Below are 20,100 nucleotides of genomic sequence, written 5' to 3'. Positions count from 1 at the left end.
TGGAGCCTTGTGAATATAACCTCTATCAAGACAAACACCATCGAAACAGTAAAAGAAGAAGCTAAGTCTCATGGTATCGAACAGAAAACATTAACGTTAGTATTATTAGCCGCAGGTAAAAGTAGTCGATTTAACGGCATTAAATTAGCACAGCCAATAACAGACTTAAATGCCAATAATGTATTAGTTGAGCAACCTTTATTACTACATAGTTTAGATAAATTAAACTATTTGGCAGACTACTTAACGTCACAAAATATAGCAAACAATATTGTTGTCATACTAGGAAATCACCACGATACATTAAGTAAATTATTACCAAGTTCTACTGCTTATATGATCAACGAAAAAAGTGACTTTGGTTTATCGACATCAGTTAAAGTAGGTGTTGAAGCCGCTCTTTCTGCTAATGCTAATGGCTTGTTATTAGCACTTGGTGACCATATTGGCGTCACTTACCAACACTATATAAAGCTGGCTGATCTTTGGTTGACCCAACAAAACAGTGTTTGTGCTTCGTACCAAGCTCAGTTAGGTGTTCCTGCTATCTTCGACAGTGAACAATTTGAGGCTTTAACGTACCTCAAAGGTGATCAAGGAGCTAAACCTGTTCTCCAACAATTAGCACAAAATCATAGGTTAACTTGCTTGGATTTACCTAATGCAATAAACGATATAGACACACTAGATGACTTTCTAAAATGGCAACAACAGTTAGAAAATTAATGGTAGTCAATAATAATACCAATCACAATAAATAGCTTATCTATTTTACTTGTTAAAACAGCCCACTTCCTCGTTATAAATTTCGTAAAGGGAACAGCCATTAAAGAATTAACATGTTTTAGTTAATTCACCGACAGACGATTAACGAAGTTAATCTTCGAAAGGCATCAATTTACGCCTTGAATTGAACTGTTTTTCCAGCGCAAAATTTAAATAACATATTTAATGTAATCGGTATAAAGATAAAACTTAGAACGAGTCAAAAATTGCACTTATTATGCGAATTTAGGAGACAAAAAAGCCCGAATAAATCGGGCTTTTTTATGTGGAAACCAATCAGATTAACTAGGCTTTATCTAAAGCACTTTTTAATTCACTTGGTTTCATTGGGATTTTACGTAAACGCACTCCCACCGCTTGGTAAATTGCATTAGCAATAGCAGGTGCAACCGCTGTCACAGCAGGCTCACCTAATCCAGATGGTGGCATTTTACTGGCAATAAACTCAACGTGTACTTCAGGTGTTTGACCTAAACGTAAAGGCGTATAAGTATCAAAGTTAGTATCTTTATACTGTCCATCACGTAGCTCTGTACCTTCATACAATGCCATTGATAATCCCCATAATGCAGCACCCTGACATTGTGCTTCAGCACCATTTGGATCCACGATAATACCTGCATCAATCGCAACAACCAATTTCTTCACGTCCACAAGTCCGTTACTTTTATTGACTTGAACTTGCACTGCACAAGAGACCCAAGTTGGCATATCACGCTCTTGACCAAAAGTAGAGGCGATACCAAGCCCAGTGTTTTCAGGTTGCTCAGAGCCCCAACCAATCATTTCCGCAGCTTTTTTCAATACCACAGCTTGACGTGCAGCACCACCTTCTGCCACTGGTGTTGTACCTGCATTACGACCTTCTGCAATTAACATATCAAGACGGAATTGTACTGGATCTTTACCGGCATGATGCGCGGCTTCATCCATAAAGCTTTCAACAGCCCACCCTGTCCAACCTGGTCCTACTGAACGTAACCAACCCGGTCTAAAAGTCGCCATAGCAAGATCGTTAGAAACGGCACGAACTTTTTGTGCACCAACGCTATACCAATGATCCGCACCTGCGATAGCAAATGGGTCATAAGGTTCATCATTAACACCTTTAGGCATAAAACCAGGTGCTAATACTTGTGTTGGCCAACCTGCCGTCGCATGATGTTCCATCGCTGTGACTGCTTTCTTATCATCAAAAGCCATTTTAAGCTGTTGAACTGAAGCTGAACGCGCACTATCGAATAACATATCTTGTGGACGCATTAACACCATTTTAACCGGCTTGCCACCTAATGCTTTAGACGTTAACGCAGCAGGAATAGTATAATCACCATTTAATCGACGACCAAAACCGCCACCTAGCATATAAGTACGAATAACAATATTAGCCGCATCTTCACCCAATGCCGTAGCAAGTACAGGTAACGTAAGTGATTGCCACTGACAACCAGAATGCACTTCCCACACGCCATCTGGATTTTTAAATACCAAGGCATTCAAAGGTTCCATCTGAGCATGTAATACCGTACTAGTAATATATTCATGAGAAATCGTGCTACTAGCCCCCTCAAATACAGGCTCAGTTTTAGTATTACCCGTATCTAAAATACTACCTTTGCTTGAGTCGCCTAATAGTTTTTTACCATGATCTATAATATTAGCTTCAGATACATTAGCGGTTTCACCCGCATCCCAAGTTACTTTAACTAATTTAGATGCTTTTTGTGCAGCAATAAAGCTACTCGCAATGACCATCAACCAACCAGGTACACTGCCACTTGCATCATCTAGTACGATGGTTTTTTGATAACCTTTGACTGCTTTTGCCGCTGAATCATCAAATGTTACCACTTTAGAACCATAGCGAGTGGGTGGTAAAATAGGGTTTGCGTACACCATACCATCAACTTTAGCGTCGATACCGTATATGGTTTTACCATTGGTTTTATTAGCAACATCAAGCGACGTCACTTGTTGCCCAACCAATTTAAGATCTTCATTTGGTTTAAGTGGCAGCGTTTTTAATTCTTCTTCTGTAAATTGGCGTGTTAACCCTAAGCTTACTAATTCGCCGTAAGATAACTCACCTTTACTTGAGATGATTTTACCGTTTTTCGCTTCACACTCTTTAGCTGTAATGCCCCATTTTTTAGCCGCAGCTTCAATGAGTGCAGTACGACCCGCAGCACCCGCTTGACGATAAACAGGCCAACTTTGTGAAATAGACCAACTACCACCAGTAACCATGTAACCCCAACGAGGATCACTATCAACATGGATAATTTCAACATCATCCCAATCCGCTTCTAACTCATCAGCAAGAATACGCGCGATCGCGGTACCCACATGCTGCCCCATTTCTGAGCGCATAATATTGACTTTAATCTTGCCGGCAGTATCGATTGAATACCACAATGATGGTTCATAAATGTCACCTTCGCTCGGTAACACTTTGCCGTCTGGACTTGCAGGATCCATTGCTGCCATTAAATGACGAGGGAAACCAAAGCTAATACCAACTGCAGTCATACCAATTAAAAAACCACGACGGGTTATGCCCGGTGAATTACGTTTAGGTAATCTGCTCATGATTGCTCTCCTTTGATTTCAATTGCATTTGCTGCTTCATGAATCGCACTGCGGATACGTACGTAAGTCATACAACGGCATAAGTTACCGCCCATCACTGCATCAATATCTTTATCCGTTGGTTTAGGAATGTCTTTCAACAATGCAGCCGCCTGCATAATTTGTCCTGACTGACAGTAACCACATTGTGGCACCTGTAAGTTTTTCCAGGAAATTTGCAAAGGATGATCGTCTTTTTCTGACAACCCTTCAATCGTCGTAATTTCCGCACCTTCAACTGACGATACCGGCGTAATACATGAACGTGTAGCACGCCCACCTACATGCACAGTACAAGCACCGCAAGTACCAATACCACAACCAAATTTAGTCCCTGTCATATCTAATTCATCACGAATAACCCACAGTAAAGGAGTATCACTTTCTACATCGGCAGTCATTGACTCGCCGTTTAAAATAAATTTTGCCATTGTCACTTCTCCTGTGAATTATTGCTCGAATCGAGGTTGGTTACGGATTTCAATTACTTTTTGTTGTAATTCCGGCCAAGCACTTTTACCTGTCGCTTGTCGTAAATACGCGGCGATAGCAGATATATCTTGATCACTAAGTGCATCACGGAATCCAGGCATAACCACACCGCTTATACCTTGATCGTTACGCACACCGTCCAGTATAACGTTAACCAAGTTAGTTGGTTGATCAAGGTGAGTTGCAGAACCCAACGTCAGTAATGGACGTCCTTTCACTAATTCATCACTACTGTAATGACATGCTTGGCAAGCCGTTGCATATAAGCGAGCACCTTCATCAATACGAAGATCGGTTTGTATATGTTGCGCAGCAATTGCCGTTTGCAAATGACTATTTTCAGCAGGATCATCACTTTCTTTTGCGTCTGAATGATCTGCAAAATAGTAACTAATGGCTTCAATATCGCTCTTAGGTAAGGCAGATAAACCTTTATGCATAACAGGCGCCATAGGGCCGGCTGCACTGCCATGGTATGGAGAGTTACCTGTTGTTAAATATTCATAAAAGTCTTGTGCTCGCCAAGGAATTGGTGAGGTACTCGTAGACGTTAATGATGGTGCAATCCAACCATCAATTGCAGCTCCTTGATACATTTGGTCGTATTTTTCACCGCCTAATGCATTACGTGGGGTATGACAAGCACCACAATGGGCAACGCCTTCAGCTAAATAAGCACCACGATTCCACTGCTCAGATTTATTATCATTAATTTCGAAGCTCTGTGTATCCGCGAATAATAATTTCCAGCCAGCTTGCAACCAACGAATATTAAGCGGGAATGGAATACCATTTTCTTTTTTAACTTGGTTAACAGCAGGAATTGACGTCATGATATAAGCGTAAATAGCAGCAATATCATCGTCACTCATTTTGTTAAAATGTTCATAAGGAAATGCAGGTAATAAATGATGTCCATCACGACTTACACCAGTGCGCATAGCACGATTAAAGGCAGCTTCAGACCAACTACCAATACCTGTTTCAACATCTGGCGTAATGTTACTTGAGTAAATAGTGCCAAATTCAGTGTGCATTTCATAGTTACCTGCATAAGCCTCTCCATCAGGAGTGGTATGACAAGTACTGCAATAACCTGCAGCAGCAAGTATTTTACCTTGTTCGATAACTTGTGGGGGGTAGTCTGCGTTAACTGGAGGTGCAATGGGATCAATTGAGGAATTCCAAGCATAAAAACTGAATAAACCAAGTCCAACAATAACTGCGCCAGATACGCCATAAACAATACGTTTTAGCATATTAAATAGCCTTATTTTAAAAATTTCGGGGGGTAGGGAATTGCTGTCCAACATTCCCTGTTTGGCTTTGCAGTATAGGTAATATTAATGATGAATCATAAGATGAAAAAATAAAGCCTATAAGCCTACCCAATTTTAATGTTAATAAAATGTGAAAGCAACCTTAGTCAATCATCTGTGACCGAACAAGTAACATAATTTTTTATAACGTACTTAAAATAAACAATTTTAGTTAATCATTTAAGCAATGCACAAACAGAGGAAACCCGTTGTTCACTAAAGTGTTACCAGTGCTATAAAAAAGCTAAGTCAGCAAGGTCAATCTACAGAGTTAATCATTCAATTTTATGGCAACAATAACCTTGTTCGTTTTTAAAAGATTCAACATGCGCTCCTTCCTAAAGTACACAACTCTATCGCCATTATCCCTCTAAAAACCTTTTAGCTTAAAATTGATTCACTTTTTTATATAAAGAACTGAGTAATTCATGCAAAATGAAAAACTTAACCGTATTGTTCTAATCGTGCTTAACATTATATATAACCTAGCAACAGCAACTTACGCCCTTTTATAATCATTAATAAATGAGATATTTCATGTTTTTTGAATCATTACAGTTTTCGTTTTCCATTGTAGGACCGATTTGCCTATTACTTTTTTTAGGGTGGTTTTTAAGAAAAACGAATACGATTAATGATGCTTTTATTGAAGTAGGTTCGAAGTTGGTATTTAAGGTGACCCTGCCAGCTTTACTTTTTCTAGGCATTGTTAAAATGGATCATGAAGCAGTCATAGACTTTGACCTGATCGCTTATGGCTTAATCGCCAACTTCCTATTCTTTATGTTATGTATCTTAGTCACTCAATATTGGATAAAAGACAAACACCATCATGGTGTCGTTATTCAAGGTGCATTTCGAAGTAATACCGCCATTATTGGCTTGGCCTATATGGCCAATGTTTATGGTGAAGCGAGTCTAGGACTAGCAGCCGTTTATGTTGCTGCGCATACCGTACTTTATAATATTTTATCAGTGATTATATTATCGCCTAAGGAAGAAGGCTTTAATCCAAAAATGCTGATCGGCTTAATGAAATCTATTCTTAAAAACCCACTGATTATCAGTATTATTTTAGGATTAATCTTCTTTGTATTAACTATTCCAGTACCTGATATCGTCATTAATACAGGCCAATACTTTTCTGATATGACATTGCCTGTAGCCCTGTTATGCACTGGCGGAAGTTTGAGTATTAAATCTTTGAAAGATAATAGCCTTAATTGCCGTTTTTCTACTATATTAAAAATTGTTATCGGGCCAATATTCATCACTGGTGGCGCATACTTTTTAGGTTATACCGGTGAAACACTTGGGTTAGTTTTCTTCATGTCTGCCGCGCCAACAGCAGCAGCAAGTTATGTGATGGCGAGAGCAATGGGTCACAGTGCAGCACTAGCAGCAAATATTATTGCTATGACAACGATTGGTTCATTAGTGACTTGTAGCCTTGGAGTGTCATTATTATATTGGTTGCAGTTGATGTAATAAATCTTATAAAAACAGGTTATTTCACCATCATTAAGGAATGTTGATCATGGGTATTGGGTAGGAGGTGACCCCCTAAATTTAGATAAATTAGTTAAATAAATTGGGTAGATAATATCTGCCCTTTTATTTACAGAACAACTTCCTAATACCCTGTTACTTAACTCATTTAAAACGCTAATAAAGACTAAAAATAAGTATCAATCCATCAATAAAACGCAATAAAAAACCGCTCTGGTATGAGCGGTTTTAAATAGAGTTTAAAGCTATCTATCAGGATAGCAAAGCACTTAACTTAAACCATCATTATGATTTAGCTTGCTTTAGCATTTGCCAATACTTTTCATAAATAGCATTCACTTCACCTAAATCCCTATGAAAAGAACCTTTTTCAATCACTTCTGCAGGTGGAACAACCATTGGATTGTTACGCATCTCTTCACTTAATAATGAAATAGTTGCTCTGTTAGGTGTTGAATTCCCTACCCCCTCTAAAATAATTTTCCCAATATCTGCACGTAAAACATAATCGATAAACTTATGAGCATTTTCAACGTTCTCCGCACCTTTTGGAATCACAAAGCTATCCACCCAAAGCGTAACACCTTCACTTGGGTACACATACTCAACGGTACCTAACTCAAGTTGTGCCATATACGTTTCGCCATTCCACATAACGCCCATTGGGACATTACCTTGAATAAGTGGCCCCTTTGGCGAGTCAGACAAGAACAATTTCACATTAGGTAATAGTTCAACTAATGCTTCATAAGCTTGACGAATTTCGTCTTCGTTAGTTGTGTTATTTTCAAAGCCTTTTGCTTTTAATGCCATTAAAAAGATATCTCGAACATCATCTAATAACAGAATTTGATCTTTAAATTCTGGTTTCCAAAGATCTTTCCACGACGTAATAGATGACGCATCCATCTCATCCGTATTAACGGCAATCGCAGTACTCCCCCAAAGATACGGAATACTATATTTATTGTTAGGATCGTAAGCCTGATTCAGTAATGACGGTTCTAGGTTTTTAAAGTTCTTTAACTTAGATTTATCAATAGGCTGTATCAGATCCGCACGTTTCATACGTTCAATAAAAAACGTAGTCGGTATCGCTAAATCATAGCCTTTACCATTAACTAATTGTAACTTAGCAAACATCGTTTCATTACTATCGAACGTAGCAACTTCAACTTTAATACCTGTTTCCTTAGTAAATGAGCGTAATACAGAGTCTGGAATGTAATCTGCCCAGTTGTATAATACGACCTTTTCTTGTGCAACTGATGAAAAACTGATCAGCATCATTGCTGTTAGGGTTAACCATTTCTTCATTACAAACTTCCTTTTTTACGTAGTAGTAGTTGTGATATTACAATTAATAATACCGAGCCCAAAAAGAGCAAGGTAGAGATAGCATTTACCTCTGGTGACACACCAACACGCACCATGGAATATACTTTTAGCGGTAATATTTCATAGCCAGGCCCCGTCACAAAGGAACTTACAATTACATCATCTATTGATAAGGTAAAACTTAACAACCAGCCAGAAGCAATAGCCGGCAAGATCATCGGAAAAATAATTTTACTAAACACGTTCCACTCATTAGCGCCCAAATCACGTGCAGCTTCAGTCACCGACATATCCATTCCTTTTAAGCGTGAAAACACACTGATAATCACAAAAGGCAAACAAAAAGTAATATGCGCAATTAATAACGACATATAACCAAGCTCAATACCCAAAGTGATAAATAAAATGAGCAACGCAATAGCCATCACAATATCAGGCGTTAACATACTCACGAACACCAGTGATGAGACTGCACCTTTACCATAAAAACGGTAACGCTGTAGTGCCACTGCTGCTAATGTACCAATTACCGTAGCCGCTGTTGCGCTAGTAAGACCGACTTGTAATGTATGCCACCCTGCTTCCATTAAAGAGTCATTCTCAAATAATTTTTCATACCATTTAAAGGTAAAACCATCCCATTTATAACCATAACGAGAAGCATTAAAAGAGTTCGTCACTAAGATTAAAATCGGTGTATATACATATAAAAGCACTAAACCGATAAAACCTAATTTAAAAATTCGAGTCATTAATGCCTCCAGCGCGATTCGACATTTTAGTCGCACGGTAATAAAGCCAAAGCATAAATGACAACAATGCGATCATTAATATGCTCAGTGCAGCGCCGAATGGCCAGTCACGAGTTTGAATAAACTGATTCTTAATAACATTCCCCAACAATGCATGCTTAGAGCCGCCTAATAAATCAGCCACAAAAAACATCCCCATCGCAGGTAAAATAACCATCAAACAACCGGCAATAATACCAGGCAGTGTTAACGGTAAAGTAATGCGTAATAAGCGCTCAGTGGCATTCGCCCCCAAATCTTTTGCAGCATCTAATAATTTAAAATCCAACTTTTCCATAGAGGAATAGATAGGCAAAATCATAAATGGCAGCAAGATATAACTCAGTCCAAAAATCACAGCAAACTGGCTGTATAATAAATCTAACGGTTTATCAATTAAGCCAACAAACTCTAGCCCTTGGTTAATTAACCCTTTTTTACCCAACATAAATTGAATCGCATAAATACGTACCAGTGAATTGGTCCAAAAAGGCACAATTAACAGGAATAAAATAATACTACGCCAGCGTTGTGGTAAGCCCATTAGGCAGATTGAAAAAGGGTAAGCAATACTCAAACAAATAGCAGCCGTCATCATTGCCATGAAAACAGAGTCCCATAACAATGAAATAAAGCTCGGATCAAGCACACTTTTCCAGCCCTCTAAACTAAATTGATACTGTATTAAAAAATCAGCATCACGCGTTAAAAAGCTTGTGACTAAAACCATTAAGCTCGGCACTAAAACGAACAGCGCTAGCCAGCTTGTTGCTAGACCAATAGCCCAAAAACGAAACTGATTAAATTGTTTGTTCATATGGCAATACCACTTCCCAACCGGTTATCCATTGTAATGCGACTTTTTGACCTAAACGGTAATCAAAATCAGGGTCGTCTTCGTCAAAAAACTCACTCGCAATCACGTTTGTCCCCGTTGATAAACGAATATAAGAATCTAACGTTTTGCCTTTATAATTACACTCGTGAATATGCCCTTCTATATGCACTGTATTTTCAGCTAATTCAGGCTTTGTTAAGCGAACATCTTCAGGACGCAGTAATACATGTACTTTGTCATTAACGGCAAAAGGATAATCAGTTTGTACTATCCAGTCAGCGCCTTCTGCAGTCACTTCAACATGCTTATCATCAATTCGACGCACAACATGACCATCAAATTGGTTTATTTCACCAATAAAACGTGCCACAAAAAGATTCACTGGCGTTTCATAAATCTCTCGAGGTGTTCCAATTTGCTGCACTTTACCTTTATTAAGTACCACGATACGATCTGACATCGACAACGCTTCTTCTTGGTCATGCGTTACATACACAAACGTAATGTTAAGTTGGCGCTGTAATCTTTTTAACTCAATTTGCATCTCTTGGCGCAATTTATAATCAAGCGCACTTAAAGATTCATCCAACAATAATAAACGAGGGCGATTAACCACTGCACGCGCAATAGCAACACGTTGTTGCTGTCCGCCAGACAATTGATGTGGTTTACGTTGTGCAAAGCTATCTAAACGCACCATTCGAAGTGCTTCAAGTACACGTTCATTGATCTCTTCTTTTGCTACTTTATGCATTTTCAAGCCAAAAGCGATATTGTCATAAACACTCATATGAGGAAATAACGCATAACTTTGGAATACCGTATTCACTGGGCGATGTTCGGCCTTAAGGATAGATATATCTTTATCATCCAACAGCACTTGTCCTTGGTCTTGTTGTTCAAAACCGGCAATAATACGTAATACAGTGGTTTTACCGCAGCCTGAAGGGCCTAACAAAGTAAGAAATTCACCGTCGTAAATAGTAAGGTCTAAAGCGTCCAATACCGTGTTATCGGTAAACGTTTTACTGACCCCATACAGTTGTAAAAGAGGTTGGCACTCAGTCACATTCAATATTCCAAAAGTCGAGCCATAATGGCAGTTAAAATAAGCTTAAACTTGCTAGGGTTTAAGAAAGGTTAAAACAATAGATAGGATAAAGTGAAAACTCTGTAGAGCCACTAGACTTAGGTATTAAGTGAAATATATTGTGGTTTTATGAATTAAAAAACGGCCAAAATATTTCAAAAAATTAACCCCTTCTATTTTTTGCCGATTGTACATAGAAATTCTCCAAGCACAACGAAATAATTCAACCAATTAACAAGTTATTTATTGGTATTTATTTATCACTAAAAATGGAAGAAATTAAGGCGTAATACAAGAACTGTATTTGCAATTAAAATGAATTATGAAATGAAAAAATTATAGTTAAATTAACTGGTTAACTTATATTTAATGATCGAAGCTCATGTGTAATTACTCGCTTATTTCTAACCTTTATAAAACTCATTGAACTAATTTATCTTACTTGCACTTCTTTTTAAGGTCAGGTTAATACGAATAAACATCCCTTGAATCGCTTCTACTTGAGCAGAATCGCCTACTTCAGAAATTAACTCTTGATATAATAAATCAGAAGCTTGTTTAAATTCTTCATCGCACTTGCCTTTACTCGCTAATAAAAATGCATCAGCCAATTTATATTGCCATTTCTTTAAATGCTTTAAGTTTTTACCCGCTAAATTTTCACATATTGATTGTACTCGAACCGTTGCATGACCTAAATTAAGTCCGGTTAATGCGAGATCGGTAATAGCACGAGAATGGGAACCCTGATCGTAATTAATTAACCTTAGTAATCTATCCGACATTCGACGGTTATACCAAATTGCAGGCATTTTCTGATTATCAATCTCTAATAAGTCTTTATGAGTCGCTTTAAAAACACGACTCACTAATAACTGAACACTAGGCCCGGTAAACAAGTGAAAAATCCAAAATAAAATACTGACACCTGCAAAAATAGCCATAGCAGCACTTAATGTATAATCGATTGAAAATGCTAAGCTCATATCGCTACTGGGTCTCACTAAAATTGAAAATGGCACACAAAACCCTAAGCCATAAGGCAATGTTTCACGATCAGCAAGTAACAACAACCCTAAAAAGTAAGGTCCCGCTAATATCAGTAATAATATTTCAAGCTGTCCGCCACTTTGCGACAGTAAATTTAGGGCGAAGAAAATAGTGACAAAAGAGGCCACCACGACGCCCATTAATAAACGCTTAATAACTACTCGTAAAATAGCTAAAGGTATACGCGCTAGCATAATAGAAAATATGACGGGTAAAATCATGACCATCAACGCTGCAGATGAGCCTGTACTTATCCAAATACATGCTCCAATAACAAATACTAATAACGTTCTAAAACCAACAATAACACCCGCTAAAGGGTCTCGATAAGTCAGCATACTCGGCGCATTCAACAAGGTTTTATCTCGTTCTTCTAATGCTTTATAGGCACGTAATAAAATAGTTATGTCTACCGCAATATCTAAACCAACATTAAACATATGGGATTCAAATGGCGCTTCAAATGTATTATTTACTCGCCATTCCGTTAGCTCTTTACGAAAGACTTTAATCTTTTCAGCACAAAACTCATAGTTATCAGAAGCAGCAATGCTGGCCAGCACTTCTTTAAGTCTATTAAATAGTTGCTCTAAATCAGAGGTAATTAGTTCTGAATGATTACGTTGTAAACGACCAAAAATTTGAATTAAGGCTAATAAAGATAATACTTTTTGTGCTAATTGGTTTGCCGCTCGTGAACGCCCAGGCCCTTTTGGTCCTTCGTAGCGTACCGCGCTAGAGTCATCATTTATAACACCTAACGTCGCCATTACATTATCAATTTGTGTATGACGCTTTTCATGTGTGCCTTTGGCGTCTAACTCTGCCACTAGATAATCTAAGGTTTGATTTATGACCGCTCTTGATTGGATTTGTAGTGAATGCTTTACTTTTACAGGCCAAAATAAATGACTAACAAGGCCAGCACAAATAGATCCGATAATGATCTCACTCATACGAGCTTGAGCTACATCAAATATGCTTTGGCTACTAACAGAAGTGGGATCGACCATGACTAAAAGCACAACAATTGCGGCCGTCACAGCTGCCATTGCAAAGGCATAAACGAAATTGGCTTGTCTCACCATGGCTGATAATGCTGAATTTAACCCTAACCAAATGGCTAATGTTCCTAATGCTAAATAAGGGTATGGCATCAACAGGCTTAATAATAAGATGCCAAATAGGCCTCCAACAATGGTTCCTATTATTTGGCAAATCGCTTTTTCAATCACCAACCCACTCTCAGGACGTAATTGTAAAAAAATAGCAGAGACTAAAGCCCAGTATGGCCGTTCTAGATTAAGCGCCATTGCAATAGTCAACGCCATGGCCATAGCAAGCACGCCTTTTATCGCAAAAATAACGGCCTGTTTTTTAGGAGAAAATAAATTACGTAAAACGACCCCCAAAATATTCTCCTTATTTTGTAGAGAGGTGTATTGTGGCTGTCATACCTGCGCTGAGCTGACTATCTTTCGGTAATGCATCTAATTGAATATCAACGGGAATACGCTGAGATAGACGTACCCAGTTAAACGTTTGTTGAACCTGTGGTAACAATTGACTATTACTTTGTGTATTAGTATTTGCAATGGCTTTACCGACACTAACTACATGTCCGGTGAGTTGCTTGCCTCCACTCAGCAATGCAATTTTGGCTTGTTGATTTTCATAAATCAGTGGAATTTTAGTCTCTTCAAAATAACCGGTTACATAAAAAGAATTAGATTTTACAATGGCAAAAACTGAGACTCCTTGTCCTATATAATTACCTTGACGTAAATTCAAATTAATTATTTGACCCGACACAGGCGCAACAACCTCAGTTCTATCAACATTTAACTGCGCTAAATCCTGCTCTGTTTTAGCAAGGTCATAATTTGCATTTGCAATATTTCTATTGATACGGGTTAACTCTAAATCTTCTTCACTGATTGCTTTTTGACTCTTTAATTCAACACGGCGATTGTATTTATGTTTAGCTAATTCCCAGGTTAATAACGCACTTTCCGTATTCGCTTTGGCTTTTCCTAAAGCAGCTTGATAACGTTTATTATCCACACTAAAAAGTAATTGTCCTTTCTTAACGTCTTGACCATCTTTCACATTTAAAGTGGTCACCCAGCCTGAAACGTCTGCCGAAACGGTCACAATTTCAGCTCTAATCCGTCCATCACGAGTCCAAGGCGTATGCATGTAATCAGTCCAAACCCAACGCCCGGCAAAGACCGCAGCAAACACGACAGCAATGGTAAAAGTAATACGTAAATATTTTTTCATAAGCATTTATCTTCCACTTAATAAATAGACAATTAAGGCGAAATAACAGACAAAAAGTGATACTTCAAACCATGCAACTTTCCAAATTCGATCATGCCAATCTAGACGGTGTAAAATAAAACGAGTTAATGCAGATAAGATAAAAGTGATCGGAATATAAATAACCAAAGGACTAAACGTCATCCCACCTAAAACCACAGCTTGAAGCATAAATATCCTATTATTTAATTTGTTAACAAAAGCTTATCGTAAAATAAATACACAAATATTTTTTCATTAGATAATCGAGATAGTTAATCATTTAGTAGTGGAAAAGAACAATAGTAGAGTTTCATTTAGATGACATTGTTTTCTCTCAACAACTGTAAACAAGCTTACTAATAAATAGCTTCTTTTTAAAGCCCCTGACCGTTTGTTTAATAATACGAACTCACAACAACCTCAACACTAGCAGTCTTTTTATTAGCAACAACCATGCTCAAGTAATTTATTTTTATAAAAATAAAAATAAATTGAAATTAAAAGTGATATTCAAAGGTCTATAACAGAACGGCCTATTTCTCTTTTCAAGTTTCAGGCCGTTTTTCGTTTATTTAAGCGCTATAACGTCGTTTATAGGCTTTATTTATAATCTTTACAATTTAACTTTACAGGTATTATTTATAATGATTCGTTTTAAAACTCTTATGATTGGTTTATTAGTGTCAATGAGCTTAATGACCACTACTGCACATTCTCAAGATTCAGACTCAAATGAACAACTAAAACCAAAGGTCATTTTCTTTGATGTTAATGAAACACTCCTAGACTTAGGCAATGTAGGTAAATCAGTGTCTAAAGCATTAGGTGGTCGAGATGACTTAGTCCCTTATTGGTTTACTACTATGCTACATTACTCATTAGTAGGTAATGTAACAGGCGAATATAATAGTTTTGCTGAAATCGGTATCGCATCATTAGAAATGATTGCAAACCAAAAAAATATAAAACTAACACCAGAAGAAGCACGCACAGCAGTACTAACTCCATTTAGAGATTTAGCACCACATAAAGATGTTGTTGAAGGTTTGAAAAAGCTACGTGCAATGGGATATACCATGATTACGCTAACTAATTCATCTGATGCAGGTATTGCAGCTCAACTTAAAAACTCAAACCTAGCACAATATTTTGATGGTTCATTAACGGTTCAAAACTTAAAAACATTTAAACCTGATTTGAAAGTGTATGAATGGGCACAAAAAGAAATGAATGTCGCACCTGAAGATGCAATGTTAATCGCTGCACATCCATGGGATTTAGCTGGTGCAGATAAAGCAGGCTGGAAAACAGCATTTATCATGCGTCCTGGTAAAGCACTTTACCCGCTTGTAGCAAAACCAGACCTGATTGGAAGTGACCTTATTGAGATAGCAAACCAGTTAGAGACTAATGCTAAATAAGTATTAAGCTAATTAACCTTTATTCTAATGCTCAAAAGTCAAAATTGATTTAGCATTATGTGAACACCTTAACCTGTTATTAGGGTTTCGGTGTTCTTTTCTTATATAAACCACCCCTTCTATTATTAACCTCACCACTCTATAAAACGCTCTTAATTACTGATACAAATATCCATGATTAAGCTTCACTCGATCAAAATAAACACCTGCCTATTCTCACTACTATCTATACCCGTCACTAAACAAGATGCAAAAATCAGCAAATCGTGAAGTAAACAAATTCTAGGCATAAAGGTAAAGATCTAAGGGGTTAAATCGAGACTTTATTTCCTTGCTATGACAAGAACAAAAGTGGTTGCCTCATGACTTGCCCTGCGGTTCGCCAACTCGAGAATCAATACCGCGTTGTAACATTCGATAAGAACTAGCCATTGTCATCAACGCCTTGTCTGGCGTCCGAGTTAGCGACTGAATAATGCCTCTTGATTAGCAACGGGTATATAGCCTCTTTTCGCTACCTGTAACCTCAATTTTATCTAATAAATTATTCAATATTCACATTCATTAACATTTCTTTTCAAAATATAAAGAAAATTAATAACAAATAATTAACAATTATACTGAAAAATATTTATACTAGTCTGAAAATCAAAAAATGTGACGCAGATCCTAAATGGTGACATTTTTTGTCGTGTCAGACAAATTCTCAATACCGACCTTAATCTGGAGAAACAATGAAAGCTGTAAAAATCATCGATAGAAAACAAGTTAGACCTACTGACGCTTATATCGAAGACAATATGGAACCAAAAACAATTGCATTCAGTACCATCACGGTTGTTCAACAAATGATGGATGTCGACGCTAACATCGCCGGCAATGTTCATGGTGGTTCAATAATGAAATTAGTCGACAATACTGCGTGTATGGTTGGTATGCGTCATACTGGTGGGAATGCGGTTACAGTATCTCTTGACCGTTTAGATTTCCACTCTCCTGTTTATGTTGGTGATATTCTAAGAATAAAAACCAGTGTCAATTATGTTGGTTCAACATCAATGGAAATTGGTGCTCGAATTGAAGCTGAAGCAGTATTAACAGGTGAAGTTCGACATACTGCATCTGCATACCTCACCTTTGTATCTCTTGATCCAGAAGGGAAACCTCGTCATATTCCACAAATCATTTGCGAAACAGATAGAGAAAGAGAGCGTTTTGCAGCCGCCTTAAAACGTAAAGAAAAACGTTCAGAAGAAAGAAAAGAGGCGAAGAACAGAGCGCAAAGTAAACAACCACAAACAGTACAAAGTGCTTAGGCAAAATAAAGCATCGTACAATGATTTAAAAAACTGATAAAAGAAATTAAAAAGGTTAAAGCGGCGGTTGAGCATTCACTCAAGTTCACATCAGCTAAAGATTTAACCTTTTGATATATAACCGTTACCATTCAAAGTGAAACATTCAGAAAACAATGAAGTCAACAGGCACTAAGCAGAAAGAGAAAGATCTAACGGGTGAAATCAATACTTTCTAAGAACAAAGATATTTGCTCCACAGCTCTGGGTCGTTAACTGAAAATCAACTCTGCTGTAATCTTCTAAAAGGACTAGCTATTGTTATCATGTTACGCGTTGATTTGGAGTACAAGCTGACGACTGAACAAAGCACTTGAACGGTGATGGGTCTAGCAACTTTAGCTCGCATTCAAAGCGAAAAAATAAAGTTATTTTGGTTACTTTTAAATCCATTTCTAATCAGTATTGTTAATCGTTTTATTACTTTACCGCTTTGTACAAAAAAGTGCGTATTGAGAAAGTACAAACCAACTTGGTGCTAAAAAATTAACATCATTACACCCAATTAAAATAAGCTTATGATTTAAAAGAATAAAAAACTTTAATTATGTTGGCATAGTTCTTTCATTAAAGAATATATTCTGTGCTTTTCTACAAAAACCTTTATTAAATTTAATAATAAATTGCTCATTCTGACTAAGAACAAGAAAAATACAATCACATACAAATAATCTTGGTATCGCCATAATGTAAGTGAAAAATAAAAACACTGCATTATAGCCAATCCTATTGGAGTTATATGTTACGTGCACTAATCCCTATCTCATCATTACTCATGTCTAATGCGTTTTTATTACTTGGACACGGCTTGTTATTAACATTACTTCCTATTGCAGCGAGTGAAGTTGGCTTTTCCGATACTCAAGTTGCATTAACGGGCTCAGCCTATTTCCTAGGATTTGTATCAGGGTGTTTAGCGACACCTTATATGCTAAAAAGGGTTGGACACATCCGTAGTTTTGCGGTGTTAGCGACATCCTACTCTGTCGTGATCTTAATTTTCCCTTTATTACCTGAATTTTATAGTTGGATGTTACTTCGATTCATTATAGGCATCGTTATTTCAGGTCTGTATATGATCATTGAAAGTTGGTTAAATGGTAATGCCAACGCACAAAACCGAGGTTCAATACTTTCTATTTATACAACCCTCAATTTAATCATGGTGATGTGTGGACAACAATTATTTAACTTAGGGGGAACGGTAGAAGATGTCATGTTATTTAGCCTAGCTGCCATTTTAATATCGATTGCTATCATCCCCGTTTCTCTTACACGTTCTGCAGCCCCTGCCGTAGTGCACCGAGTAAAATTGAATATGTTCAAGGTTTGGCAACATTCACATATAGCACTTATTGGTGCAGTCGTCGCAGGTTTAGTGACAGGTGCTTTTTGGTCTCTAGCCCCAATCTACGCAAAGGATAATAACTTTGATAGTAGCCAGTTGGGCTTGTTTTTATCTGCGACTGTACTTGGAGGTGCCTGCTTTCAGCTACCATTAGGAAAACTATCCGATAGGTTTGATAGAAGAACAGTACTTATGTATGCAGCTTTAGTAGGCTCTGCGGTTTCATTATCATTTGTTTATTTACCTCATTTTATAACTGTTTTTGCAGGTTGGCCGGCTTTCATTTCTGCTTTTTTCTGGGGAGGAAGCTGCATGACGTTGTACGCGATATGTTTAGCTCACGCAAACGATAACGCGACATCCGATGATTTTGTAGAAATAAGCAGTGCTATGCTAATCACACTAGGATTATCATCAGCAATTGGAGCACCACTCGCATCACTCGCAATGAAGTTTATGGGGCCAGACGGCCTTTATGCATTTACTAGCGGATCGCTAATTATCTTTTTTATCATCGTTTTATTTAGACGACGCAGTCACATTCCACCATCAACATTAGAGGAAAAAGAAGAGTTTCGTACCGTCACTGATATGGCAGGCCCTGCCGCTTATGAAATGGATCCTCGAACAGAAGTTGATGCTATCGATGAAAATGAAAATGAAAATGAAAATGAAAATGAAAAATAAAGATTAAATGGTTATCACATTTAGTGATAGCCATTTAATTTGAAGAGAAAGTTCAAAATGAAGTGATAATAATCGTATTAATCACAGCTTTAAAATCTATCTGACATAACCATTATGTGACGGTAGATAAGACGTTATAAAAACCTAACTTCATTTTTAAAATCACTTCCCATATTGTCACTTGATTGAACATTACTATCGTTCAAACTAACAACATCACCTGTTTGTTCTAAAATAGCCGTCTCTATTTTTTCATTCGTTACTTCACCATCGATGTACACAATATTTACATCACTCTCATTAATAGAAGCTGAGCCACCAGGTAAATAGATAGTGCCATTATTAAAATCAACTGCAAAGGCAATCACTCCAGGCACAAGAAAGAACAATAAACCGATAGCATTTAATGCCACAATCCCTACATCAAGCTGGCCTGAGCTTTGGCCTTTTCTTTCTGGTTTCAAAATAGTACCACAGCCTGAAAGCTGAATAGTCAGGGCGAGAGCCAATGGTATAGCAATAGATTTTTTAACTTTAATGTTCATTATATTTCCCTTAGATTATAAAATATTATCGTGCGGCAAGTTAACGTAATTAAGCTGAACGACTTCCTCAAGTAATATGGATAAAAGTTTCATCTTTAAAAAGTATGTGGCTCAAAGCTACGTAGACACAAGTCATAGCTGGATAGTATTTTCTATGTTTATCTCTATTTTATTATGTTCCCAAGCCTCATAAAATCTAGAAAACTCACACCACATAGCCTTTACGCACAACTATGGGCCTTTAATACACGCTTAGCTGATGCTGGGTTATTTTTTAAAGCCGCTACAGGACGAATTGGGCGTTGAACCAAATTTCCTGAACAATTAGGACAAATAAAGTCTAATATTGTTTCCGCACAATTAAAACAGAATGTACATTCAAAAGTACAAATGAAAGCTTCAACAGATTCTGGAGGTAAATTTTTATCACAGCATTCACAATTAGGTCTTAGTATTAACATTTAAAGCTCCATTCTAAATAAACATATAAAAAGTGCTAAAGTAGATAACATTAATGTTATAGCAAACAAATAACGATTCTGTGTTTATTACAAGATAACTTATACATCAAAGACCTATCATAAGATCACTTTAACTTA

Annotated in this window: 17 protein-coding genes; 5 read left to right on the top strand and 12 right to left on the bottom strand. The window is 37.3% G+C overall.

The window, feature by feature from the left end; translation table 11 throughout:
- Window positions 1-9 precede the first annotated feature (9 nt).
- Complete coding sequence (locus GQR59_RS06805; RefSeq protein WP_160061246.1) at window positions 10-726, top strand: nucleotidyltransferase family protein; 717 nt, start codon at window positions 10-12, stop codon at window positions 724-726.
- A gap of 345 nt (window positions 727-1,071) precedes the next feature.
- On the opposite strand, the gene GQR59_RS06800 is transcribed toward GQR59_RS06805, so the two are convergent.
- From GQR59_RS06800 to GQR59_RS06790, 3 genes are read right to left on the bottom strand one after another with little or no spacing between them, the layout of a single operon-like run.
- Window positions 1,072-3,375 carry a xanthine dehydrogenase family protein molybdopterin-binding subunit gene (locus tag GQR59_RS06800; protein WP_160061245.1) on the bottom strand — a complete coding sequence of 768 codons (2,304 nt, stop codon included), beginning with the start codon at window positions 3,373-3,375 and terminating at the stop codon, window positions 1,072-1,074.
- Window positions 3,372-3,845, bottom strand: coding sequence for a (2Fe-2S)-binding protein (locus GQR59_RS06795; RefSeq protein ID WP_160061244.1), 474 nt, complete (start codon window positions 3,843-3,845; stop codon window positions 3,372-3,374). Before GQR59_RS06795 ends, GQR59_RS06800 begins: the two co-directional genes overlap by 4 nt.
- Window positions 3,846-3,863: 18 nt before the next feature.
- Window positions 3,864-5,165 carry a cytochrome c gene (locus GQR59_RS06790; protein ID WP_160061243.1) on the bottom strand — a complete coding sequence of 434 codons (1,302 nt, stop codon included), beginning with the start codon at window positions 5,163-5,165 and terminating at the stop codon, window positions 3,864-3,866.
- A 597-nt stretch (window positions 5,166-5,762) separates the two neighbouring features.
- On the opposite strand from GQR59_RS06790, the gene GQR59_RS06785 reads away from it, so the two are divergent.
- The gene (locus GQR59_RS06785) at window positions 5,763-6,713 is read left to right on the top strand and encodes an AEC family transporter (protein ID WP_160061242.1); all 951 of its coding nucleotides are present in this window, start codon (window positions 5,763-5,765) and stop codon (window positions 6,711-6,713) included.
- A 306-nt stretch (window positions 6,714-7,019) separates the two neighbouring features.
- Here GQR59_RS06785 and GQR59_RS06780 read toward each other — a convergent pair whose 3' ends face one another.
- From GQR59_RS06780 to GQR59_RS06750, 7 genes are all read right to left on the bottom strand, one after another.
- Entirely contained in the window at window positions 7,020-8,051 is a 1,032-nt protein-coding gene (locus GQR59_RS06780) for an ABC transporter substrate-binding protein (RefSeq protein ID WP_160061241.1), read from the bottom strand.
- A complete protein-coding gene (gene potC / locus GQR59_RS06775; protein WP_160061240.1) occupies window positions 8,051-8,824 on the bottom strand; it encodes a spermidine/putrescine ABC transporter permease PotC in 774 nt (257 codons plus the stop codon). The genes GQR59_RS06780 and potC overlap by 1 nt, the downstream gene beginning before the upstream one ends.
- Window positions 8,808-9,680: a spermidine/putrescine ABC transporter permease PotB gene (gene potB / locus GQR59_RS06770; protein ID WP_160061239.1), complete on the bottom strand. Its 873-nt coding sequence runs from the start codon at window positions 9,678-9,680 to the stop codon at window positions 8,808-8,810. Before potB ends, potC begins: the two co-directional genes overlap by 17 nt.
- Window positions 9,664-10,770 (bottom strand): spermidine/putrescine ABC transporter ATP-binding protein PotA, encoded by a 1,107-nt coding sequence (potA, locus tag GQR59_RS06765; protein WP_160061238.1) that lies wholly within the window; start codon window positions 10,768-10,770, stop codon window positions 9,664-9,666. The genes potB and potA overlap by 17 nt, the downstream gene beginning before the upstream one ends.
- Window positions 10,771-11,219: 449 nt before the next feature.
- Window positions 11,220-13,253, bottom strand: a complete 2,034-nt coding sequence (locus GQR59_RS06760; RefSeq protein WP_160061237.1) for an FUSC family protein — start codon at window positions 13,251-13,253, stop codon at window positions 11,220-11,222.
- A 10-nt stretch (window positions 13,254-13,263) separates the two neighbouring features.
- Window positions 13,264-14,124 carry an efflux RND transporter periplasmic adaptor subunit gene (locus GQR59_RS06755; RefSeq protein WP_160061236.1) on the bottom strand — a complete coding sequence of 287 codons (861 nt, stop codon included), beginning with the start codon at window positions 14,122-14,124 and terminating at the stop codon, window positions 13,264-13,266.
- A 6-nt stretch (window positions 14,125-14,130) separates the two neighbouring features.
- Window positions 14,131-14,334 (bottom strand): DUF1656 domain-containing protein, encoded by a 204-nt coding sequence (locus tag GQR59_RS06750; RefSeq protein WP_160061235.1) that lies wholly within the window; start codon window positions 14,332-14,334, stop codon window positions 14,131-14,133.
- A 455-nt stretch (window positions 14,335-14,789) separates the two neighbouring features.
- Between GQR59_RS06750 and GQR59_RS06745 the strand changes: the two genes are divergently transcribed.
- From GQR59_RS06745 to GQR59_RS06735, 3 genes are all read left to right on the top strand, one after another.
- Window positions 14,790-15,566: a haloacid dehalogenase type II gene (locus GQR59_RS06745; protein ID WP_160061234.1), complete on the top strand. Its 777-nt coding sequence runs from the start codon at window positions 14,790-14,792 to the stop codon at window positions 15,564-15,566.
- A 734-nt stretch (window positions 15,567-16,300) separates the two neighbouring features.
- The gene (locus GQR59_RS06740) at window positions 16,301-16,882 is read left to right on the top strand and encodes an acyl-CoA thioesterase (protein WP_201288030.1); all 582 of its coding nucleotides are present in this window, start codon (window positions 16,301-16,303) and stop codon (window positions 16,880-16,882) included.
- 778 nt (window positions 16,883-17,660) lie between these two features.
- Window positions 17,661-18,956 (top strand): MFS transporter, encoded by a 1,296-nt coding sequence (locus GQR59_RS06735; protein WP_160061233.1) that lies wholly within the window; start codon window positions 17,661-17,663, stop codon window positions 18,954-18,956.
- Between the two features lie 134 nt (window positions 18,957-19,090).
- On the opposite strand, the gene GQR59_RS06730 is transcribed toward GQR59_RS06735, so the two are convergent.
- Both GQR59_RS06730 and GQR59_RS06725 read right to left on the bottom strand, forming a co-directional pair.
- On the bottom strand, window positions 19,091-19,501 hold the full coding sequence (locus GQR59_RS06730; RefSeq protein WP_160061232.1) for a hypothetical protein: 411 nt from the start codon (window positions 19,499-19,501) through the stop codon (window positions 19,091-19,093).
- A 221-nt stretch (window positions 19,502-19,722) separates the two neighbouring features.
- Window positions 19,723-19,962, bottom strand: coding sequence for a DUF1272 domain-containing protein (locus GQR59_RS06725; RefSeq protein WP_160061231.1), 240 nt, complete (start codon window positions 19,960-19,962; stop codon window positions 19,723-19,725).
- Between the last annotated feature and the right edge of the window lie 138 nt (window positions 19,963-20,100).

Source organism: Psychromonas sp. L1A2, assembly GCF_009828855.1.
Lineage (GTDB): Bacteria > Pseudomonadota > Gammaproteobacteria > Enterobacterales > Psychromonadaceae > Psychromonas.
The sequence above is the reverse complement of the archived record's forward strand: the minus strand, read 5'-3'. Positions and strand labels throughout refer to the sequence as shown.

What these genes read in the sequence shown, in the direction of transcription:
- GQR59_RS06800 (WP_160061245.1), bottom strand. Translation starts at nt 3,375, where the DNA reads ATGAGCAGATTACCTAAACGTAATTCACCGGGCATAACCCGTCGTGGT.
- GQR59_RS06795 (WP_160061244.1), bottom strand. Translation starts at nt 3,845, where the DNA reads ATGGCAAAATTTATTTTAAACGGCGAGTCAATGACTGCCGATGTAGAA.
- GQR59_RS06790 (WP_160061243.1), bottom strand. Translation starts at nt 5,165, where the DNA reads ATGCTAAAACGTATTGTTTATGGCGTATCTGGCGCAGTTATTGTTGGA.
- GQR59_RS06785 (WP_160061242.1), top strand. Translation starts at nt 5,763, where the DNA reads ATGTTTTTTGAATCATTACAGTTTTCGTTTTCCATTGTAGGACCGATT.
- GQR59_RS06780 (WP_160061241.1), bottom strand. Translation starts at nt 8,051, where the DNA reads ATGAAGAAATGGTTAACCCTAACAGCAATGATGCTGATCAGTTTTTCA.
- potC (WP_160061240.1), bottom strand. Translation starts at nt 8,824, where the DNA reads ATGACTCGAATTTTTAAATTAGGTTTTATCGGTTTAGTGCTTTTATAT.
- potB (WP_160061239.1), bottom strand. Translation starts at nt 9,680, where the DNA reads ATGAACAAACAATTTAATCAGTTTCGTTTTTGGGCTATTGGTCTAGCA.
- GQR59_RS06755 (WP_160061236.1), bottom strand. Translation starts at nt 14,124, where the DNA reads ATGAAAAAATATTTACGTATTACTTTTACCATTGCTGTCGTGTTTGCT.
- GQR59_RS06750 (WP_160061235.1), bottom strand. Translation starts at nt 14,334, where the DNA reads ATGCTTCAAGCTGTGGTTTTAGGTGGGATGACGTTTAGTCCTTTGGTT.
- GQR59_RS06745 (WP_160061234.1), top strand. Translation starts at nt 14,790, where the DNA reads ATGATTCGTTTTAAAACTCTTATGATTGGTTTATTAGTGTCAATGAGC.
- GQR59_RS06740 (WP_201288030.1), top strand. Translation starts at nt 16,301, where the DNA reads ATGAAAGCTGTAAAAATCATCGATAGAAAACAAGTTAGACCTACTGAC.
- GQR59_RS06735 (WP_160061233.1), top strand. Translation starts at nt 17,661, where the DNA reads ATGTTACGTGCACTAATCCCTATCTCATCATTACTCATGTCTAATGCG.
- GQR59_RS06730 (WP_160061232.1), bottom strand. Translation starts at nt 19,501, where the DNA reads ATGAACATTAAAGTTAAAAAATCTATTGCTATACCATTGGCTCTCGCC.
- GQR59_RS06725 (WP_160061231.1), bottom strand. Translation starts at nt 19,962, where the DNA reads ATGTTAATACTAAGACCTAATTGTGAATGCTGTGATAAAAATTTACCT.